At 71.9% G+C, this 18,464-nt stretch carries 20 protein-coding genes; 12 read left to right on the forward strand and 8 right to left on the reverse strand.

Annotated elements, in window-relative coordinates:
• Window positions 1-25 precede the first annotated feature (25 nt).
• The 5 genes from murJ to ACZ60X_RS23260 form a co-directional block, all read right to left on the reverse strand.
• A complete protein-coding gene (murJ, locus tag ACZ60X_RS23240; RefSeq protein WP_469601512.1) occupies window positions 26-1,831 on the reverse strand; it encodes a murein biosynthesis integral membrane protein MurJ in 1,806 nt (601 codons plus the stop codon).
• 109 nt (window positions 1,832-1,940) lie between these two features.
• Window positions 1,941-3,368, reverse strand: coding sequence for an O-antigen ligase family protein (locus ACZ60X_RS23245; protein WP_469601516.1), 1,428 nt, complete (start codon window positions 3,366-3,368; stop codon window positions 1,941-1,943).
• An 8-nt stretch (window positions 3,369-3,376) separates the two neighbouring features.
• Window positions 3,377-4,909: a sugar transferase gene (locus ACZ60X_RS23250; protein ID WP_469601518.1), complete on the reverse strand. Its 1,533-nt coding sequence runs from the start codon at window positions 4,907-4,909 to the stop codon at window positions 3,377-3,379.
• Window positions 4,906-6,081: a glycosyltransferase gene (locus tag ACZ60X_RS23255; RefSeq protein ID WP_469601521.1), complete on the reverse strand. Its 1,176-nt coding sequence runs from the start codon at window positions 6,079-6,081 to the stop codon at window positions 4,906-4,908. Before ACZ60X_RS23255 ends, ACZ60X_RS23250 begins: the two co-directional genes overlap by 4 nt.
• 73 nt (window positions 6,082-6,154) lie before the next feature.
• On the reverse strand, window positions 6,155-6,484 hold the full coding sequence (locus ACZ60X_RS23260) for a hypothetical protein (RefSeq protein WP_469601523.1): 330 nt from the start codon (window positions 6,482-6,484) through the stop codon (window positions 6,155-6,157).
• 354 nt (window positions 6,485-6,838) lie between these two features.
• Between ACZ60X_RS23260 and ACZ60X_RS23265 the strand changes: the two genes are divergently transcribed.
• The 5 genes from ACZ60X_RS23265 to ACZ60X_RS23285 all read left to right on the forward strand — a co-directional run bounded on the left by ACZ60X_RS23265 (window position 6,839) and on the right by ACZ60X_RS23285 (window position 10,224).
• Window positions 6,839-7,723: a hypothetical protein gene (locus tag ACZ60X_RS23265; RefSeq protein WP_469601526.1), complete on the forward strand. Its 885-nt coding sequence runs from the start codon at window positions 6,839-6,841 to the stop codon at window positions 7,721-7,723.
• Between the two features lie 158 nt (window positions 7,724-7,881).
• A complete protein-coding gene (locus tag ACZ60X_RS23270) occupies window positions 7,882-8,172 on the forward strand; it encodes a hypothetical protein (protein ID WP_469601529.1) in 291 nt (96 codons plus the stop codon).
• Between the two features lie 189 nt (window positions 8,173-8,361).
• Window positions 8,362-8,853 carry a DUF5949 family protein gene (locus ACZ60X_RS23275; protein ID WP_469601531.1) on the forward strand — a complete coding sequence of 164 codons (492 nt, stop codon included), beginning with the start codon at window positions 8,362-8,364 and terminating at the stop codon, window positions 8,851-8,853.
• Window positions 8,854-9,024: 171 nt separating this feature from the next.
• Window positions 9,025-9,546 (forward strand): hypothetical protein, encoded by a 522-nt coding sequence (locus tag ACZ60X_RS23280; RefSeq protein WP_469601533.1) that lies wholly within the window; start codon window positions 9,025-9,027, stop codon window positions 9,544-9,546.
• Window positions 9,547-9,696: 150 nt separating this feature from the next.
• Window positions 9,697-10,224: a tyrosinase family oxidase copper chaperone gene (locus tag ACZ60X_RS23285; RefSeq protein WP_469601536.1), complete on the forward strand. Its 528-nt coding sequence runs from the start codon at window positions 9,697-9,699 to the stop codon at window positions 10,222-10,224.
• Window positions 10,225-10,664: 440 nt separating this feature from the next.
• Here ACZ60X_RS23285 and ACZ60X_RS23290 read toward each other — a convergent pair whose 3' ends face one another.
• From ACZ60X_RS23290 to ACZ60X_RS23300, 3 genes are all read right to left on the reverse strand, one after another.
• Window positions 10,665-11,102 (reverse strand): chaplin, encoded by a 438-nt coding sequence (locus ACZ60X_RS23290; RefSeq protein WP_469601538.1) that lies wholly within the window; start codon window positions 11,100-11,102, stop codon window positions 10,665-10,667.
• Between the two features lie 5 nt (window positions 11,103-11,107).
• A complete protein-coding gene (locus ACZ60X_RS23295) occupies window positions 11,108-12,067 on the reverse strand; it encodes a D-2-hydroxyacid dehydrogenase family protein (RefSeq protein ID WP_469601540.1) in 960 nt (319 codons plus the stop codon).
• Window positions 12,068-12,756: 689 nt separating this feature from the next.
• Complete coding sequence (locus tag ACZ60X_RS23300) at window positions 12,757-13,512, reverse strand: GntR family transcriptional regulator (protein ID WP_469601543.1); 756 nt, start codon at window positions 13,510-13,512, stop codon at window positions 12,757-12,759.
• A gap of 78 nt (window positions 13,513-13,590) precedes the next feature.
• On the opposite strand from ACZ60X_RS23300, the gene ACZ60X_RS23305 reads away from it, so the two are divergent.
• The 7 genes from ACZ60X_RS23305 to ACZ60X_RS23335 all read left to right on the forward strand — a co-directional run bounded on the left by ACZ60X_RS23305 (window position 13,591) and on the right by ACZ60X_RS23335 (window position 18,263).
• Window positions 13,591-13,875 (forward strand): hypothetical protein, encoded by a 285-nt coding sequence (locus ACZ60X_RS23305; RefSeq protein WP_469601546.1) that lies wholly within the window; start codon window positions 13,591-13,593, stop codon window positions 13,873-13,875.
• Window positions 13,876-14,391: 516 nt separating this feature from the next.
• A complete protein-coding gene (locus ACZ60X_RS23310) occupies window positions 14,392-14,616 on the forward strand; it encodes a hypothetical protein (protein ID WP_469601548.1) in 225 nt (74 codons plus the stop codon).
• An 8-nt stretch (window positions 14,617-14,624) separates the two neighbouring features.
• Complete coding sequence (locus ACZ60X_RS23315) at window positions 14,625-15,356, forward strand: GntR family transcriptional regulator (protein ID WP_469601551.1); 732 nt, start codon at window positions 14,625-14,627, stop codon at window positions 15,354-15,356.
• A complete protein-coding gene (locus ACZ60X_RS23320; protein ID WP_469601554.1) occupies window positions 15,353-15,655 on the forward strand; it encodes a hypothetical protein in 303 nt (100 codons plus the stop codon). Before ACZ60X_RS23315 ends, ACZ60X_RS23320 begins: the two co-directional genes overlap by 4 nt.
• A 293-nt stretch (window positions 15,656-15,948) precedes the next feature.
• Window positions 15,949-16,089: a hypothetical protein gene (locus tag ACZ60X_RS23325; RefSeq protein WP_469601557.1), complete on the forward strand. Its 141-nt coding sequence runs from the start codon at window positions 15,949-15,951 to the stop codon at window positions 16,087-16,089.
• A 424-nt stretch (window positions 16,090-16,513) separates the two neighbouring features.
• Window positions 16,514-17,881: a hypothetical protein gene (locus tag ACZ60X_RS23330; protein ID WP_469601560.1), complete on the forward strand. Its 1,368-nt coding sequence runs from the start codon at window positions 16,514-16,516 to the stop codon at window positions 17,879-17,881.
• A gap of 4 nt (window positions 17,882-17,885) precedes the next feature.
• Window positions 17,886-18,263, forward strand: a complete 378-nt coding sequence (locus ACZ60X_RS23335) for a hypothetical protein (RefSeq protein ID WP_469601563.1) — start codon at window positions 17,886-17,888, stop codon at window positions 18,261-18,263.
• The last annotated feature ends 201 nt before the right edge of the window (window positions 18,264-18,464 follow it).

The following is an 18,464-nucleotide window of genomic DNA, read 5'->3' on the forward strand; positions in this document are numbered from 1 at the left end:
GTGCCGGACCGAGGTGGCGGCGGTCTCAGCGCAGGGGAGCATGGGCGAGCCTTCGGGTCTGGGTGTGTACGGTGCGGACGGCTGCGGCGCAGGCCCGGTCGCCCAGGGCCCGGCCGAGCAGGACGAACACGACGGTCACGGTGGCGCCGCCGACGAGGAGCCCGGCGAGCGGCGACGCGGGCAGCCGGGCGGCGAGGGCCCCGGCGAGGGCCGCGACCGCCGCCGCCACCAGTGGCCGGCTCACCTCTCGCAGCACGAGCGGTGTGCGGATCGGCACGCTGCGGGCCCGCATCCCGGCGAGCAGCAGTACGGCGGTGACGGTGATGCCGGCGGCGTTGGCGGCGGCGATCCCGGTGACGCCCCAGCGGCCGACCGACGCGGCGCCGATCCAGGACGTCACGGCGATCCCGGCGGCCATCGCGCCGACCGGGTACCAGGTGGCGCGGCCCGCCGAGAAGTAGGAGCGGACCAGGACACCGGTGAGTGTCTGGCCGAGCAGTCCGAGCGCGTAGGCCCGCATCACGCCGGCGGTCGCGGCGGTGTCCCGGGCGGTGAACGCGCCGCGCTGGAAGAGGAGGTGGATCAGTTGCGGGGCCGTGGCCACGACGGCTGCCGTGCCGAGCAGCACCAGGGTCGCGGCCAGCGCCAGATCCCGCTCCACCCGGTCCCGGGCCCGCCCGGTGTCGCCCTCCGCCAGCGCCCGCGCGACCACCGGGAAGGTGACCGTGCACAGCATCAGCGACAGTGACATCGGGATCTGCGCGACCTTCTGCGCGTAGTTGAGGTGCGAGATCGCCCCGGCGGGCAGGCTGGAGGCGAGGAACCGCTCGATCAGCACCTGCGACTGGCGGCACAGCGCGAAGAGCAGGACGGTCGCCATCAGGGGCACGCGCAGGGCGTCGGCTTCGGGTCCGTGTCCGGGTCGGGTTTCGGGTCCGTGTCCGGGTCGGGTTTCGGGTTCGGGGCCGTGTACGGACACCGGGCCCGGCGCGGGATCCGCCGTATCGCCGCGCCGCAACTCACGTGTCAGTGAGGGGAGTTGAAGCAGCACCATCAGCAGACCGCCCGCCGCGACCCCGAACGCCGCGGAGCGCACGCCCCAGTGGCCGCCGAGCGCGTACACCGCCGTGACGATGCCGAGGTTGTAGGCGATGTAGATCGCGGCCGGGGCGAGGAAGCGGCGGTGGGCGCGCAGGGCCGCGCTGGCGTATCCGGCGAGGCCGAAGCTGAGCACGCAGGTCGCGGTGAGCCGGGTGCAGTCGACGGCGAGCCCCGGATCGGGCAGGCCCGGCGCGAGTGCGGCCACGAACTGTGGAGCGGCGAGTGCGAGCAGCCCGCCCACCGCCGAGAACGCCAGCGCCAGCCGGGGCAGCGTCCCGGCGACCAGCGACCGCACCGGGTCTCCGGGAGCTCTCCGGCCCCGCCGGGCCAGCGCCCTGCTGAACGCGGGGATCAGCGCGAAGGCCAGCCCGTCCTCGATGAGCAGCGTGGCCGCGAACTCCGGCACCGTCCAGGCCACCAGGAACGCGTCGGTGTCCCGCCCGGCCCCGAACAACCGCGCCAGCGCCTGGTCCCGCACCAGCCCGAGCAGCGCCGCCGCGACGGAGAGGGAGGCGGTGACGAGCGCGGCCCGGGCCAGAAAGCGGCGGGTGGGCGGGAGCTGACCGGCGCCGGGCCCCCGGCACGGTTCAGAGGCGGAGGAGGGGGCCGGCGGGGTGGACGGGACGGTGGCCGCGGGCGGGCACGTCTCGGGTGCGCCCGCCCGGGCCGGCGGCAGCGCGACCGCGCCGGTCTCCGGTCCCGGCACGCCGTCTGTCCTCGGGCCCGTCATCCGATCCGCTCCCACCCGCGACGCCGTACCCCCACCGGGCCCCGCACCGGCGGCCACACCCCCGCCCGCACCCGGCACCGCAGCCCGCGGGGCACCCGCGCTCTCGCCGTCATCGCACCGCCGCCTGTCCCGTCGCCGCTCCCCGCTGCGCCGACGCGCCGCGGTCACCCGGCACGCCGGGGTCGCCGCCGGCGTCGTCGGAGCCGACCAGGGCCCACCAGGCGACCAGGCCGAAGCAGACCGCCGTCAGCACGGTGGAGGGGCCGCCGATGTCGGCGTAGACGAAGTCGACCAGTTGCCAGAGCAGCAGGCCGCAGGCGGCCAGGGCGCAGTCCAGGCCCCGTCCGCCGGGCACCCGGGCCCGCCACAGGCCGCGCAGGGCGCACACCAGCAGGGCCAGCCAGCCGCCCGCGAGGCACAGCAGGCCGATCAGCCCCTGCTCGCCGAGGACCAGCAGGTACATGTTGTGCGGGGACAGCAGCGGCTGGCGGCGGAACGCGGCGCCCGCGCCCCCGACGTCGCTGCCGGAGGACAGCGCGAGGGAGGAGTGGCCGTCCCGGTACTCGGGAAAGCCCTTCAGGCCCACACCGGTCAGCGGGTGCTCGCGCCACATGCCGAGCGCCGCCGCCCACATCGTGTACCGGTCGGTGACCGACTGGTCGGGCGCGTCCGTGACCTGCGTGATGCTGTCGATCCGCTCCTGGAGCATCGCCGTACCCGCCCCGAACCCGCCCACCAGCACCACGCACGCGGCCACGGCCGCCGCCCCCGCCTTCAGTGCCCGGCGCACTCCGGCCAGGAGCAGCTGTGCGGTGAGCGTGACGGCGGTGGCGATCCAGGCGCCCCGGCTGAAGGAGACCGCCAGTGGCAGCAGCAGCGCCAGGGCGCAGGCCACGGCCGTCACGCGGACGCGCACCGGGCCCCGGCCCAGCGCCAGCGCGCTCGCGCAGACCAGCCCGAAGGACACCACCGTCGCCATGCCCATCACGTCCGACGGCCCGAACGTGCCGACCGCGCGGATGTCCTCGCCCTGGTAGGACGCGCCGGTGCCGGTGACGTACTGGTGCACGCCGACCGCGCCCTGCCACACCGCGAGCCCCACGAACGACCAGGCCAGCAGCCGGACATCGCGCCGGTCACGGACGAGCAGGACCACGGCGGCGGGGACGAGGACGAAGATCTGGAGGTACCGGCCGAGGCCGGCGACGCCCGCGCCCGGCGAGACCGCGTGCAGCGCGGCGAGCGCGACCCCGGCCACCGGCAGGCCCAGTACGAGGGCCGCCCGGCGGGGCAGCGGGCGGCCCCGCGCGCGCAGCAGCCGCACGGCGCAGTAGGCCACGACCAACGCGGACAGCGCGTCGGCGGGGCCCGCGCCGCCGACGCCGCCGGGGTCGGACGGCAGCGCGAGCAGCGCGACCACGGCCGGCAAGGGCAGGACGGGCAGGAAGGACCGCACGGCACGAGCGGCCCGCACGGCGCGCACGGCCGGTACCGGGGCGGTGCACGCGGGTCGGACGAGGGGCGGGGCGGGGGCCATCGGTCGGGTCAGCTCCCCGTCGAACGCACGAGCGCGGCCGCGGTGCGCAGCAGCACGCAGATGTCCTGCCACAGCGACCAGTTGTCGATGTAGGCGTTGTCGAAGCGGGCCCGGTCCTCGATGGAGGTGTCACCGCGCAGCCCGTGGATCTGGGCGAGCCCGGTGATGCCGGTGCGCATCCGGTGGCGGGCCGCGTAGCCCGGGTAGGCCTGGCTGAACTGCGTGACGAAGTACGGCCGTTCGGGGCGCGGGCCGACCAGGCTCATGTCGCCGCGCAGGACGTTCCACAGCTGGAGCAGCTCGTCGAGCGAGGTCTGGCGCAGGAACCGGCAGAAGGGGCTCATCCGGTGCTCGCCCGCCACGCTCCACCGGGTGGCCGCCTCGTGCTCGTCGGCCGGGCGGTGGGTGCGGAACTTCAGCAGTGTGAAGGGGCGCCCGTCCTTGCCGATCCGTTCCTGCCGGAAGACCACGCCGGGCCCGTCGGTGGCCCGGAGCACCACCGCGCACACCAGCAGCACCGGGCTGACCAGCACCAGCAGCGCTCCGGAGACCACCACGTCCAGCAGCCGCTTGCCGGCGCTGCCGCGCCGTCGTGAGCCGAGGTCGAGTCGGCGCAGCGCGAACCCGGCGAGATGGTCGCGCATCTCGTACGACGGCGAGTCCGCGTCCAGCTCCCACACGGTGCAGCCCGACTCGGCGAGCGCCCGCAGCAGCGGCCCCTTCCCGGTGCGCACGGCGGGGTCGACGGTGAGCACGGTCCGCACCGCGTTCTGGATCAGGGCCCGTTCCACCTCCTCACCCCGGGTGAGTACCGGCAGGCCGCCACCGATCCCACCGGCTCCGCCGGACTCGCCATGCCCGCCGAAGTCGCCGTTCCCGCCGTGCGCACGGTGTCCGCCGTACTCGCCCTGTCCGCCGTACTCGCCGGGTCCGCCCTGGCCGGCGGGGCGTTCGGCGACGACGCCGACGGGCCGTACGCCGCAGCGCGGGTGCCGCAGCAGCGCGGCGGCCACCCGTTGCGCGGTCGTGGCGGGGCCGATCACCAGGGCGGCGCGCGGGTGGCGCAGCAGCGAGCCCCGGCGCCGCCAGTGCACCGCCCCCCGGCCCGCGCACGCCGCCGCCGTGTGCAGGGCCACGCCGAGCAGCAGGCCGCGTGCGGACAGGGCGCGCTCGGGTGCGTACGCGGCGAGCAGCGTGGCGAGGCCCAGCCAGGTCACCGCGATCCGCCCGCAGACCGCGGGCAGTTCGTCCAGTACGGCGGGTACGAGACGGGGCGTGTTCGGGCGCAGCAGCAGGGCGCCGCAGACCAGCGCGGCGACCAGCAGCGGGCGGCACGCGGTCTCGGCCGGCGCGAGTGCGCCCGCCAGCGCCGCGAGCAGGTCGGCGGCGAGCAGGGGGAGTGGCGAGGCGGGCCGGGCGGGCGGGCGCCGCAGCGGGAACCGGAAGCCGCCGGCCGCGCGGGCCGGCAGGACCGAGACGGCCGGGAATCCGGGGCCCCAGGGCTGTGCCCCGGGGGAGGGAACGGTTCTTTCCGCGGTCACGGTTGGATGGACTCCCTGCACTCGGAGGGCACGCGCGGGCGTGCTGCCCTGTCCAGAACTTCGCGGTCGAGGAGTTCGCCGTAGACGGCCGCGATCCGCTCGGCGGTGTGCCGTACGTCGTGCGTGGCCAGGACATGCCGCCGCCCCTGGTCGCCGAGCGCGGCGCCCAGCGGCGGGTCGGACAGCAGGGCGGTGATCGCCCCGGCCAGTGCCGCGGGATCCTCCGGCGGGACCAGACAGCGGGCGGCGAGGGCGGGCGGCAGGCTCTCGCGGGCGCCGTCGACGTCGGTGAGCACGACCGGCCGGCCGCAGCCCATCGCCTCCAGCGGGGCGAGCGCCATGCCCTCCCAGCGGGAGGGGAGCACGACCAGGTCGGCGGTCCGGTACCAGGGCACGGGGTCCGCCACCGCCCCGGCGAACCGCACGGAAGCATGGGCGAGCCGCCGTAACGCCTCGTGGTCGGGGCCGTCACCGACGAGGACGAGCCGCGCCCGCGGCAGCGCCGCCCGTACGGCGTCCCAGGCGCGCAGCAGCAGGTCCTGGCCCTTCTGCCGGCACAGGCGGCCGACGCAGACGACGACGGGGGCCGCGGGGCCTGGACCGGGCGGGAGTGCGGCGCGGGGCCCCGGTGAGAAGCGCTCGGTGTCGATGCCGTTCGGGACGACCGTGCAGGCCGCGCGGACACCGGCGCGCAGCCCTGTCTCGCGTTCGGCCGCGCTGACGCACACGATCCGGTCGGCCCAGCGCGCCGCCCGGCGCTCCCAGCGCAGCGCGAGTGCCGCGGCGGCGCCCCCGACCGCCTCGAAGGACCAGGCGTGCGGCTGGAACACGGTCGGGATCCGGCCGCGCACGGCCAGCCGGCCGGCCAGGCCCGCCTTGGCGCTGTGCGCGTGCACCAGTTCGGGCCGTACCTCGTCGACCAGCCGTACGAGCCGCCGTACCTCGCCCGGCAGGCCCGGCCCGGGGGGGCGGACCGCCTGCCAGTGACGCACGTCGGCGCCCAACCGGCGGGCCGAGTCAGCGAGTTCGCCGCCGGGACAGGCCACCGTGACCTCAAGGCCCGCGGTGAGCTGGGCGCGCGCCAGGTCCAGGACGACCCGGGCGACACCGCCGTCGACGGGCTGCGCGAGGTGCAGTACCCGGGTCCGGGGGGCGGGTGCTGACTGGTGCATGGGCGGGGTACCTCGCTCACAGGGGGCGTGCTCGCTCGCAGGGGGCGCTCGGGACAGCGGCAGGGAACGCGCCTCACACCTGTGCGTCCACGGCGGCGCGCGCGTCCGGCCGGGAAAGGAGGCGGAAGCCCGGCGGGTCACCGCCGTCGAGCGGAGCCGGGCCGGGATCGCACAGGGCGCGAGGGCGGCCGGGCGCCTTGGCGCAGCCGGGTCTCCGCCGAGCGGGTGCGGCACCCGGGCGGCCGGCCGCAAGGGCCGCTACGCCGCCCGCCGGACGGGCCGAGCCGCCGAGTGCGACGGGCGTACGCCGGAGCCCCATGGGGAGTGTGAGCCGGTCGCCCGGGCCGGTGAGGTCCTCGCCGACCGCGTGCCGCGCCGCGTGGGGACCCAGGAACTTGCGCATGACCGGCGGTGCCCTTTCGCATGTGCTGGAGAGATCCGTAACTCTAGTGGCTATGCGTATTAATCCGGAGAAAAAGGACAACTGTGTCGGAAGTGTGAAGGGAGGGCTGGGGATACACCACTCCTTCGGCGGCACCACCCCATCGCCGGGGCGCGCCGACACAGCGCCGGGTCCCGCGCATGGATCACGAACGGACCGCGAGCGGTTGCGGTGGGTGATCAGTGAACGGACGGTGGGCGTCAGGTCCCGATGTCCACGGACGGAGGCGGCGGGACCCGGTGTCCACGGACGGTGGGCGGCGGGTCCCGATGGTCGCCGACGTTCCCCGATGCTGCCCGAAAGGAACGCACCGCCATGCGTGGTCTGCCCGCACGACGCCTTGCGTCGACCACCCTCTGTGCCGCCGTCCTGATCGGTGTCGCCGGCCCGGCGGCCGTCGCCGCCGACTCGGCCGGGGACGGCGCCCACAGCATCTCCCGGTCTCCCGCACCGAGCGCGGAGAAGCTGCTCGAACAGGTCAGAGCGCTGGACAACACCGGCTCCGTCATCCGGCCGGTCGTCGACCTGCTCAAGGCGTCGCTGAGCGAGGGCAGGCTGAACGCCGAGAAGGCCAGGAAGCTCGGCGAGGCGGCCCGGCAGGCCATCGCCGAGGCCGCGAAGACCGCCCCGGCCCCGCTGACGAGCTCCTCGTCGGCGCTCCCGACGGCTTCGGGTGCGCCCACGGTGCCGGCCGCGCCCACGGCGCCGAGCACGGCGGCCAAGCCGGCGACGGCGGTCAAGCCGGCCGTTCCCACGACTCACACGACCCCGACGGTTTCCGCGAAACCGACCGCGCCGACCCTCCCGACCACTCCGGCCGTCCCGAGCCTGCCGGCGACTCCCACGGCGACTCCCACGGCTACGGCACCTACCGCCGCTGCCGCCCCTGCGACGCAGTCGCTGCCGTTGGCCCCGGCCGTCCCGGCCGCCATGAAGCACGGCGGCGACGGCACGCCGCCCTCGGCCCGCGACCTCACCGACGAGGCGCTGACCGCCCTGCAGAACGCCGTCGACAAACTGGTGAAGGCGGTTACCTCCGACCTGTCCTCGGTGACGTCGGCCGCCGAGGGTGTGGTGTCCGGCCTGGTCAACCTGGTGACGACCACCCTCCTCGGCAGTGGCCTGCCCGCCCCGAGCCTGACCTCCCTGCCCTCGCTGCCGTCCGCACCGGCACTGCCGAGCCTGCCCGCGACCAGCTGATCCCCTCCCGTTCCCGGCTCTTCGGGAATCTCCTGATGTATCGGTTCTCGGGGATCTCATATGTCTTCTCGGCGTGGGGTTTCCGGCCCGCTCGGGCCTCGTTAGGCACGGCGTCAGAACTCCCTGGGGCGACGTGAGTTGCCGAAGAAAGGAACACGATGAAGTCCCTGAAGGCTGCCGCTGTCGTTGCCGGTTCCGTGGCCCTCGCCGGCGTCGCCGCGCCCGCGTTCGCCTACAACACCACCGACGTGACGCCCACCAGCCTCAACGGCGCCGTCAACCAGCTCACCAAGAGTCCGCTCACCCTCCACGACGCGATGCCGCTCCAGCACCAGTCGAACGCGCTCAACACCGAGAACAAGGACTCCGTGCTCCACACGGTCAAGGGCGTGGCCGGCGCGGCGAACCAGCACACCCCGCTGCTCGGCGGCCTGCCCCTGCAGCACTGACACCCCGCCGTCCCACAGCCCGCGCCGAGAGCGTGGCACGCGGAGAACAAGGGCCGATACCGCACCCGCGGCACCGGCCCTCGGCCTTTTCCGCCCCCTTCCCTCGATCGTGTGGAGCCCCACCGGGCACTGCTCCGGAAGGGTGAGAAGCCGCCCGGCGGCGCGCGGACGCGTCGATAAAGTCGCGCGATGACCCCTACCTCAAGCGACATCCGCCCCGCCGACCTCGGCACGCTCGTCCTGCTCGCCTGGAGCGGCGAGGCACCCGACGGCGCCGACATGCCCTATCTGCTGGCGTACTCCCTCGGGGACGCCGAGGGCGGCCCGGAGACCACCGCGGCCGCGGTCGAGCACCTGCTGACCAGCAATGAGCTGCCGGTCGGCGGCGACCTGATCGACGGCAACGGCCGGCCCAGCCTGCCCGTCAGCCTGCTGGTCGAGGCCGGCCAGGCCGTCGTACGGATGCCGCAGCTGGTCGCCCAGGCCGACGTGCCGCCGGAGTGGCTCGCCGCCGTCGAGGAGCGTGGTTACGCCTACCTCGTGTTCACCACCCGCGCCTGGCCCGAGGGCGAGCCCGGCAAGACCGTCGAGGCAGCCGACCTCGCCGCCTTCGCCGGCGCCGACGAGACCCTCAACGCCGCCGCCCACATCGTCCTTCCGGCCATCAGCGTGCGCCGCTGAGCGCCGACAGCTCTCAGCCGAACAGCTATGACAGCTATGAGAGCCCTTACGGCTATGAGGGCTGTTGCGGCTATTACTGCAGTCGGGCGAATGGTGAACAGAAGCGGCTTTCCGGCTCGTTACGCGGTACGGACGTCGAACTCCCCCATCCTGGAAGGGACCGTACCTGACGTGAAGCCGACCACCCGAGGAACCCTTGCCGCCGTCGTCACGGGCGTCGCGGCCGCTGTGGGTACCGCAGCCACCCCCGCCGCCGCGGTCGGCGCGGTCCCCGTCCCCGTGCCGTTCGACGGGGTCTCCAGGTCCCTCGGCACGGAAGTGCCGAAGGCCGGCCTGGAGCTGCCGGTGCCGCTGCTGGTGCCGGGCGCCCCGGACGGCCCGCGTTACGTCACCGGCCGCCTGCTGCCCGACCACACGCTGCCCCAGGTGCCCTTCCGCGGTGCCCTGCCCGGTGCCGACCTCCGCGCGCCCCTGCCGCGCGTCCCCGGCGACGGCTTCGACCACGTCGGCGTCCACGCCCCCGCCTCCGACCTGCACGCGCTCGCACCCGGCCTGAACGTGGACGCCCCCCTGACCCGGCCCGACCCGGACGACGCCGGCCTCCCGCACCTCAAGCTCCCCGAGGTCGCCGTCCTCGCCCCGGTCGTCCGCACGGTCGCGGGCGCGGACCTCACCAGCGGGCCGGGCCGGTAGGTCCGCAGGGCCGTGGCGGCCCACCCGTCGCGGCTCCTCCCCACCGGATGGCCGTGCCGCGGTGACCTCGCGCGCCTCGCGCCGGTTAGCCGGTACGGATATCTGATCCCGGATGTGTGATCCCGGACGCGGACCCCAGAGGAGTGAGCGATGGTCGTCGGTGTCGGTGTCGGTGTCGGTGTCGGTGAAGTGGCAGTGGGCGCGGGGCGGCGGGGGAGAGCGGGGGCGGGGGCGGGGATGGCGAGAGCGCCGCGCAGACAGGTGGTGCGGGGCCTGCTGGCCTCCGTCGCCGCGCTCGCGCCGGCCCCGGTCGTCGCCGCGTTCCGGCCCGTGCCCCCGGCCCGGGCCCTTGACGGCGGCTCTTTCGACGAGGTCTACCGGGGCCGCCGTATCCAGGGCGTCCGGGTGCCGGTCGCGGGGGGCGGGACGGCCGAGGGCGACTGGCGGATCACCGTCGACGGTCGCCCGCTGCACCTGATGCGGCGCGCCGACGGCACCTGGCTCAGCATGGTCGACCACTTCACGTCGTACCCCACGCCGCTGGAGGCGACCCGGGCGGCCGTGGACGAGATCGGCCCCGGCCAGCGGCTGCGCGACGACATGGCGCCGGGCCCGCCGGGCACCGGCCACACGCACCCGGCGAGCGCGGGGGACATGGGGAGTGCCGGACGGGCGTAGGACACGGGGGACATGGGGCCGGCATGGCGTACGTGCGAAGGGACGTCCGCACGCTCACCGGGAGCGAGCGGCGCCGGTGCGTGAGCACGCTGCTCGCCTGAAGCGGCGCGGCGAGTACGGCGGGTTCGCGCGCATGCACGTCGACTACCGCACCCCCGACGGCGAGGCGGGCCCACGCACCGCGCACCTGGCACCGTCCTTCCTGGTGCCGGTCGCGGAGGGGGCGATCGCACAAGGACTGGACCCGGGACCGTACGACGACCTCGGTTCCGTTCGAGTGTGTGGCGGGGCACTCGACCATCCGGAGGGCATCGCCGACGGCAGGTTCCTCACCCGGGACATGGGCCGCGCCGGCGCCCCGACCCAGCTGCCCACCATGAGTGACCTGCGGTGGGCGCTCGACGATCCCGTCCACGACGCCCGGCCCGGTGACTCGACCGTCACCAAGGGCTTCGCAACCCGCTGGAGGGCTGAGGGCAGGGCGTCGGCCAACGACCCGGTGTTCTGGGCCACCACGCCTCCCTCCACCGGCAGTGGCGGCGCCGGCAGCGGGCGCACCGCCACCTGCCGGCCGAGCCGCCCGGCACCGCGGACGACCAGCACGGCCGGGTCGTCGCCCGGCACGAGAACCTCCCGCCGTGGGCGAGAGCCCGGACCAGCTGGAGGACCCGGGCCGGGGCTACCGGTACGCCTGAGGGGCCGGGGTTGCCGTGCTGTTCCAGCTCGCCGTTGTTCACGCAGGTGTCGCCGAGGGCCGGGTCCGGCAGGGCGATGACGTCGACGGTGCTCCGGCACACGTCGATCGGGACGTCGATCGGGACCTGGCCGACGGTGCCGGACGCGACACCCGGCGACGCGGGCGCCGAGGGCGCGGCCATCGGCCTCAGGGCAGCCGGCGTACGGGGGAACCGGCCAGGTAGGCCCGGATGTTCTCCACGGCCTGGCCGTAGTACGTCGTGTAGTTCACCCGCGACACATAGCCGAGGTGGGGCGTGGCGAGCAGGCGGGGCGCGGTGCGCATCGGGTGGTCGGCGGGCAGCGGTTCGATGTCGAAGACATCGACGCCGGCCCCCGCGATCCGGCCTTCGTGCAGCGCGGCCAGCAGCGCGTCCTGGTCCACGACGGACGCGCGGGAGGTGTTGATCAGGTAGGCGGTCGGCTTCATCAGGTCCAGCTCGGCGGCGCCGATCAGGCCGCGGGTGCTGTCCCCGCCGGGCACCTGGACGGAGACGAAGTCGCTGTCGGCGAGCAACTCCTCCTTCGATCCCGCCAGTTCGACCCCGTGCTCGGCGGCGCGCTCCTTGGTCAGGCGCGGGCTCCACGCACTGACCCGCATGCCGAAGGCGAGTCCGACCCGGGCCACGCGGCCGCCGATCCGGCCGAGGCCGAGGATGCCGAGCCGTGCGCCGTCCAGGTCGGCACCGACGGTGGACTGCCAGGGTCCGCCGGAGCGCAGCGCGGTGTTCTCCGCCACGATCCCGCGGGCCAGCCCGAGCATCAGCGCCCAGGTCAGCTCGGCCGGCGGGATGCCCGAACTCTGCGTCCCGCACACCGTGACGCCGTGCTTCTCGGCGGCGGCGTAGTCGATGACGCTGTTGCGCATCCCGGAGGCGATGAGCAGTTTCAGCCGGGGCAGCCGGGCGATCAAGGACCCGGGGAACGGGACGCGTTCGCGCAGCGTGACGACGATGTCGTAGTCGGCGAGAGCGGCGGCGAGGTCGTCCTCGGCCGCGAGATGCTCGCGCAGGGCGACCACCTCGACCTCGTCCTCGAGCACCGTCCAGTCGGCCAGCGTGGTGGCCACACCCTGGAAGTCGTCCAGCACCGCGCAGCGAAGTCGCATGTCGAGTCTCCTTTCCCCTGGTTGACTGTAACGTGCCGTTTCGATGCCGCGGTTGCCGGTGAGGGCGGCCGCGGCATCGAGATCGTGACATCCAGCAGGACCGCGCGGAGGACAAAGCCCTCACGAACCGGCAGCACGTCCAACTGATCAACCAGAACTCGGACTTCGGCCCACGGATGCGTCCACCGCCCGCTTGACTGTGCGCGCCTCACCGTGGACGAGGACCTGCCTGCCGCCGGGCGGGAACGCCATGGCGGTGACCGCCTCGACGAGGGCGCACCGGGCTCGCGGAGGCCACCCGGCCCCGCGCGGACACCGGCAGCTCTGTTGGCCCGGTTCAGCATGGGGGTGGGCCGGTTAGGCGATTGAGCCCCGATCCGTCATGAGTAACGATGAGCCTATGAGTCATGGCTTACGTCGCATCAGTGGACTGGCTGTTCTGATCGCGGGCTTTGTGTTGGCTGCTTGGGTCGTCTTCGGGGCGCCGCACGACTGGCACGGGGCCAAAGCCCTTGGGCGTCTGGCCCTCGGACTGGGATCCCTCGGCCTGATCAGCGGTTCGCCGGGACTGATCTTTCCGGATGGCAGGCGAGATGGGTCCAGCAGCCACAATGGCGAGGCGTGAACCCTTGCGTGCGATCCCTGCTCGCCCCCACTTCCGCCGACTTGCTCGATCGAGGGGACGTTGCCTAGCGATTGATCGGGATCTCGTAAACGATCTCGCAGTGCGCGGCGGGCACCACGATGTCGGCCGTCTCCACGGGCCGTCCCTCGTCGCTGTAGTACGTCCGCCGGATGTGCGTGACGAGCGCGGCCTTCTGAATGCCGAGGAGTGACGCCTCCTCGGCGGTGGCCTGCCTCGGCTCGGGCTGCTCCACGGCGTGGCTGACAGTGATCCCGATGGCGGCCATGCGGTTCACGACGCCCGCCCCGGCGTGCGGCCCTCCCTCGGGGAGGACGACGAGGGTGCCGGCGGTGAGGTCGTACGGTTCCCAGCTCGTGGACAGCTGCACGGGCCTGCCGTCGGCCAGGAACTCGTACGTCGTCCTGACGCACAGATCGCCCTCGGCGATGCCGAGCCGCGCCGCGATCTCCGCGGGCGCCGGCACCTTGGCATCGGTCCGGCTCTCCCAATCACCCTGCCTGCCCACGGCCTTCATGTCCGCGCGAAACGGTGATCCGATGGGCTGCTCCCGCGCTGAAGACCGGACGACCCGCACTCGCTGCCGGGGCTCGGCGACGTAGGTCCCCGACCCGGCCCGCCCCTCCAGCACCCCCTGTGAAATCAGCAGCTCCTGCGCCCGCCGCACCACGTTCTCCCCAACGCCGCACTCCTGGCCGATCTGCGCGCGGGACGGCAGGCGGTCTCCCGGCTCCCATACGTGCTCCGTGATCCGCCGCCGGAGTTCGTCGGCGATGCGGAGGTAGGGCGGCTGCTCAGGCATATGGAAAATCTAGTCCACTAGCTCTAATCTAGTTAACTAGCTTCACTGAAAGTGATCGCCGGTGACGGAGGCTGCCCTGTGCCCGCTTCGGGAGTTAGCGCGGCGGCCATCGCTGCCCGGCTGTCCGCCGTCGGGCTCGTCGCGCGCGTGGAGGAGCACGACCGGCACGCAACGGTCGAAGCGGAGGTGCCGGACTCGCTCTCCGCCGACTTATGGCGGGAGGTCCTGGAAGCGGTGGCCGAGGCCGATCGGTTCGGTCTCGTCGCCACCAGCCTGAACGGCCGCACTCTCTGGGCGGTCGTACGCAAAGCGGTCCCCATGACGGGCGATGTCAGGGGACCAGCCATCAGCGATAGGAGCTGAGTAGCGTGCTCAACCGTATCCGCCGTGCCGTCTCGCTCACCAGAGCGCGGTACGCCCCCAAGGGCAGGCACCGCCGCCCCTTAACGCCCTCCCGGCCGCCGGCCGCCCCCGCCTTCCCTGCGTCCGCTGATGGGTCGACGGTCATCCTGGGTCGGACTTCCGATACCGCGAACCACCGACACCCGCTCGCGGGGGAGGACAACGCGCTCGTCCGCCCGTACATGCTGGCTTGGGAGGAACGAGTACGGCCGCGACCGGTGATCGTCGCCTCCCATCTGCCGGCTGAAGCCTGGTCGGCTCTGGCAGGGGTCCGCTGATGCCTCCTCGCCGACAACTTCACGTCCCCGACGTCTCGGCCGTCCCGTACCGGTCGACCGCCTGTCGAATCGGCACGCACCTTGCTTGTGTGGAGTCCTCGCCTGTCTCCGCACCGATTGACCTACCGGTTGTCTACGAGACGTGCGGGTGCCTCTGTCACTCGGCGTCCGACTGGTCCACGCCCGTGGAGGTGGAGCGGTGAGCGGCCGGGCACCCGGCGGTGCGCTGGTGTCCACCATCGAGGTCACCGCGACCACCGTGCAGCGTGGCGACGTCATCCAACTCGGCGGCCGCGCCTGCCGGGTGACAGACCTCTTCCAACTGGCCCAAGGTGCAAAGCAACTCGTCTTCGAGTCGGGTGAGCTGCTGACCATACACACGCGATCCCGGCTCGCCGCTGTTCGCGTGCTGAGAAGGCGGTGACCCGGTCCATGCCATCACGCCACCATGACATCGCCGACGATCTCCGGCACCAGATCACAACCGGCCACCTCAAACCCGGCGAACGCCTACCGTCCGAAGCCTGCCTCGCCAACCGATACAAGGTCAGCACGGTGACACTGCGCAGCGCCCTTGCGGTCCTCCAGGGCGAAGGCCTCGTCGAGAAGATCCACGGCAAAGGCAACTTCGTCCGCCGCCCACTCCGCAAGATCGTGTACGTCGGCGGATGGGGGACGCTGGACCCGTGGACCGCTGCTGAAGCAGCTTTGAGTATCACCGTTCGCACCACCACGGTTCCGGCAGACAGCCACCTGACGACGTTGCTCAAGGTGCCGGCGGGCAGTCCACTCGCTGAGTTCTTCTGCGTCAGTCACGAGGAAGAGTCCCCGCGCGGATTGGCTCGCATCTACGTCCCGCGCGACCTGGTCCCCGCCGAAGCGCTGGATGACGAACCCTCCTGGCAGGAGTCCGCCCGACGACTCGCCATTCTGGGCTCGCCGCCGGCAACCGTCCGAGAGACGGTATGCGCCCGACCGCCAACACCGGACGAAGCATCGGCTCTCCGGACCGGCTCCTCCAAGACAGTCCTCGCGATCACACGCGTTGCGATCGACACCGCCGGGCGAGTCGTCGAGGCCGCCCTTCTGGCGTTCCCCGGGGATCGCGTCGACGCGGTCTTCACCACCCATCACGTGACCGATGAGAGGCAGACGCAAGGATGACGGCACCGAACGAACTACGACTCCTCCCGTGGTCGGGGCCGGAAGGAAAGCCCTGCTACCTGAACACCGACGACAGGGGCGGCTACATGTCCCGCCTGGCCGACAACATCGAAGCGGTACAACTGGGAACGGCAGCCGAGCTGCTGGAGCATGCCTCGGACACCCTCGACGACCAGGACCAGGGCCCAGAGGACCTGCGACGGTTGGTCAAGGAACTGACCGGGGCATTGCGAGACGTGCTCCGCGTTGCAACCAGCCGCGGTCACCTCCTGACAGTGAGCGACCCTCATCGCCTCTGAAGGGACGGCGCATTCGGCGGCTACAGCCTGCTCAGCGCCGCCTAGCTTGCCGGTCTACTGACCACCTGTCCCGCTGTCCTGCGGGCCTGACGCAGCCCACGGCTCTGATCTGGTCGGATGCCGTGGGCTTCTGTCGTTTTTGGTCGACGTCGGGCACCCTCGTACGGCCCAGAGACGGCCCGGGCTCCACCGTCGGCTGTCGCCAGCCTGGGGAGGACCTCCTCTTCCCGAGCTATCGGCTGGACGGACAATGCGGTCCGGGACATTGGGCGTGAGGTCCTCGAAGGCCTTTGGTGATCAGCTCCGATTCCACACCCGACTGCAGCCAGTTGATCTTCATCAAGCGAGCCGAGCCCACTGCGGTCGGCCAAGTCCGTCGGCACATCTGGGAGCGCCTGGAGATCTTCGATTGCTGGGGTTACGACTGGCTGTAGTCCAGCCAGGCCTTGGTGATGAAGTCGTCGATGTGGTCGTCCAGTACTGCGCGTCTGGCGAGGTTGGCCAGAGTCCGCTTCAGATGTGACCAGACTGCTTCCCCGATGCATTCGATCGTGTGGGGAGTAAAATAGGTCGCTGTAGACAAGCTGTCAGAGCCTGCTCTGATTGCTCTTCCCCCTTTGTGGACGGGAGGGATGCCGATCCCTCACAGTGCGTTCATTCATCGGACCACAGATCGTCTGAGCGGCTCGCAACCACCGCTCTGTCGGCGGTGGTCGTCGAAGCCGCCGCGGGATCATCTCCGGTACAGAGGCAGTAACGATGAACCCGTCCGTCGACCCACGTGCTGGCCAGCCTCATGACGGCCCGTCTGTTCCTCCTCCGACTCGCTACGACGTGAGTCGGTACCTATGCGCCGCGATGTACACCGATATCGCGCTCGCCCGTAAGGCCGTAGCTCGGATCATGAACGAGCCGCGCCTCGCTGCGGCCTCCTCGCCCGGCGTAGACCTCGGCTGCGTTCTGCGACATGCCTTGGCTGCCCGCAGCCGGCAGGAGCGTCGAGACGTCGTACTCGCGCTCCTTCTGCTCAGCGCGTTGATCACTCTGCCGCTCAGTTCCGGCGTGTCTCTACTCCTGGGTCTTCTCGCGGCCTGGGTAATAGTGGCCGCTGAGCTACTCTCGGTGCACTACAGAGTCGTCTCCCGGCAGCTGAAGCGGGAGAACTTCGACCCAGGCAACGCTCCCCGGCCTCCGAGCCCCCAGGACGCCGCCCGCCTCGAAGCGATTGAACTCCGTGACCGCGGCAACGTCGTGATCTCCTCGCGCTTTGCACCCTTTGTCGGGCACGGCGCCCCGTACAGCATTTGGTCGTTCGCTCTGAACACAGCACGTCCAGCGACGGGTAAGCAGGTCATTCCGTTCACCGTCCACGAGCTCAACGGACATATTGCTAACCGGGTCGGGGCCCTCCGTCTGCCCGGGATGAAAATTGCCGACGTGCTCCTGGTCAACGGGGCGGACTTGCTGCTCGGAATCGACGACCGTACGCGCGCCGAAGTGCTCCGCAACCTGGCTGGACCACCAGGAGCCCAGGTCTCGGCGGCTCTTCTGCGTGAGCTGCGTGAGGACGGCAAAGGCAGGGCGCGGCCCTATCTGGCGATCCGTGTTACCGGCTGGAGCGGCGAGCTGGTCAATACCCTGTTTCTCAGGTGCGCACTGCTGCCCGACTGTGAAATCGCGTTCATCGAAGGCAGCAGCTGTCTGCTCGCGCCCGTGCGTGAGCGGTACCGGACCGTGGACTCGCTGCTGGACGCCCCGACGTTTCGACAGTGGTGCCGGTTGGTGGGCGAGGCAGGCCTGCGTACCCCGATTCTGCTGGTCAGCGCCCCCATCTCGGTTGCCAGAGTTTTCTTCGCACCTCTCTTCGAGAGGCATGAGCAGCGCCGCCAGGAGCGTAAGATCCGCTTGCGCTCTTTCAACTACGGTGCGAAGTTCAGCCTCAGGGAGGAGGCGAGCGATCAGCTGTATTACCGGTATTTCCAGATGCTGGACCGGGAGCTATACGCCAAGACGATCGAACATCGCGTACTGGATGCGCTGGTGGAGTTCATGGAAGATCACAACATCGACACCAGCGACCTGATTCAGCGGCAGACGACCATTTACAATTCCGGCTTGTTCGCGGGACGCGACATCTCTGTCACCAGTTCCAGCATTCGAGCTGGGAGCGGTGCTCAATGGAACAACCCCCAATGGAACAACCCCCAGCCAGTGAAACAGAGGTGACACTGTGTCGGATCAACGGGCAAGCGACGTCAGCGGTATCCAGGCGGGCCGGGACCTGCGGATCGAGCAGAGTACAGTCGCCGTGGGCCACTCCTCGGTGACCGGGTTTTCGACGCCGCCCGAGCGTGAGGAGGCCGTTGCGGAACTCCGCACTGCCGTGGGCTTGCTACTGGACCAACTCCGCCGGTCCGAGGAGCAGTACGAGGACGGAGCGGGGCTTGTCGAGGCTGCGGAGCGGGTCGACGCGGAACTCGCACGCGACGAACCTCGTCGCAACATTATCCTGCGATGGCTTGGCTTCATCGCCCCAGGCGTTCAGGCGACGGCCGCAGTCGCGGCGGACGTGGCGGCGATCCAACAGAGCGTCACGGCGCTGTTCTAGAGATCTCCGACAGCTGACGTGTAGAGATCTGCAAATGGCTGAAGTTTCGGCGCTCTGAGAAGCTTCAGCCGGCATCGACTCGCTGAGAGCGCTGGACAACCACTTTAGACCGTGTCCTATGTGGTGAGGCGGATCAATCGCTTGTAGCAGCACAGGGTGGCGGCGAGGCCCAGAAAGGCGAGGTAGTTGCGAGGATCGCGT

Source organism: Streptomyces sp. NPDC104106 (genome assembly GCF_055584345.1).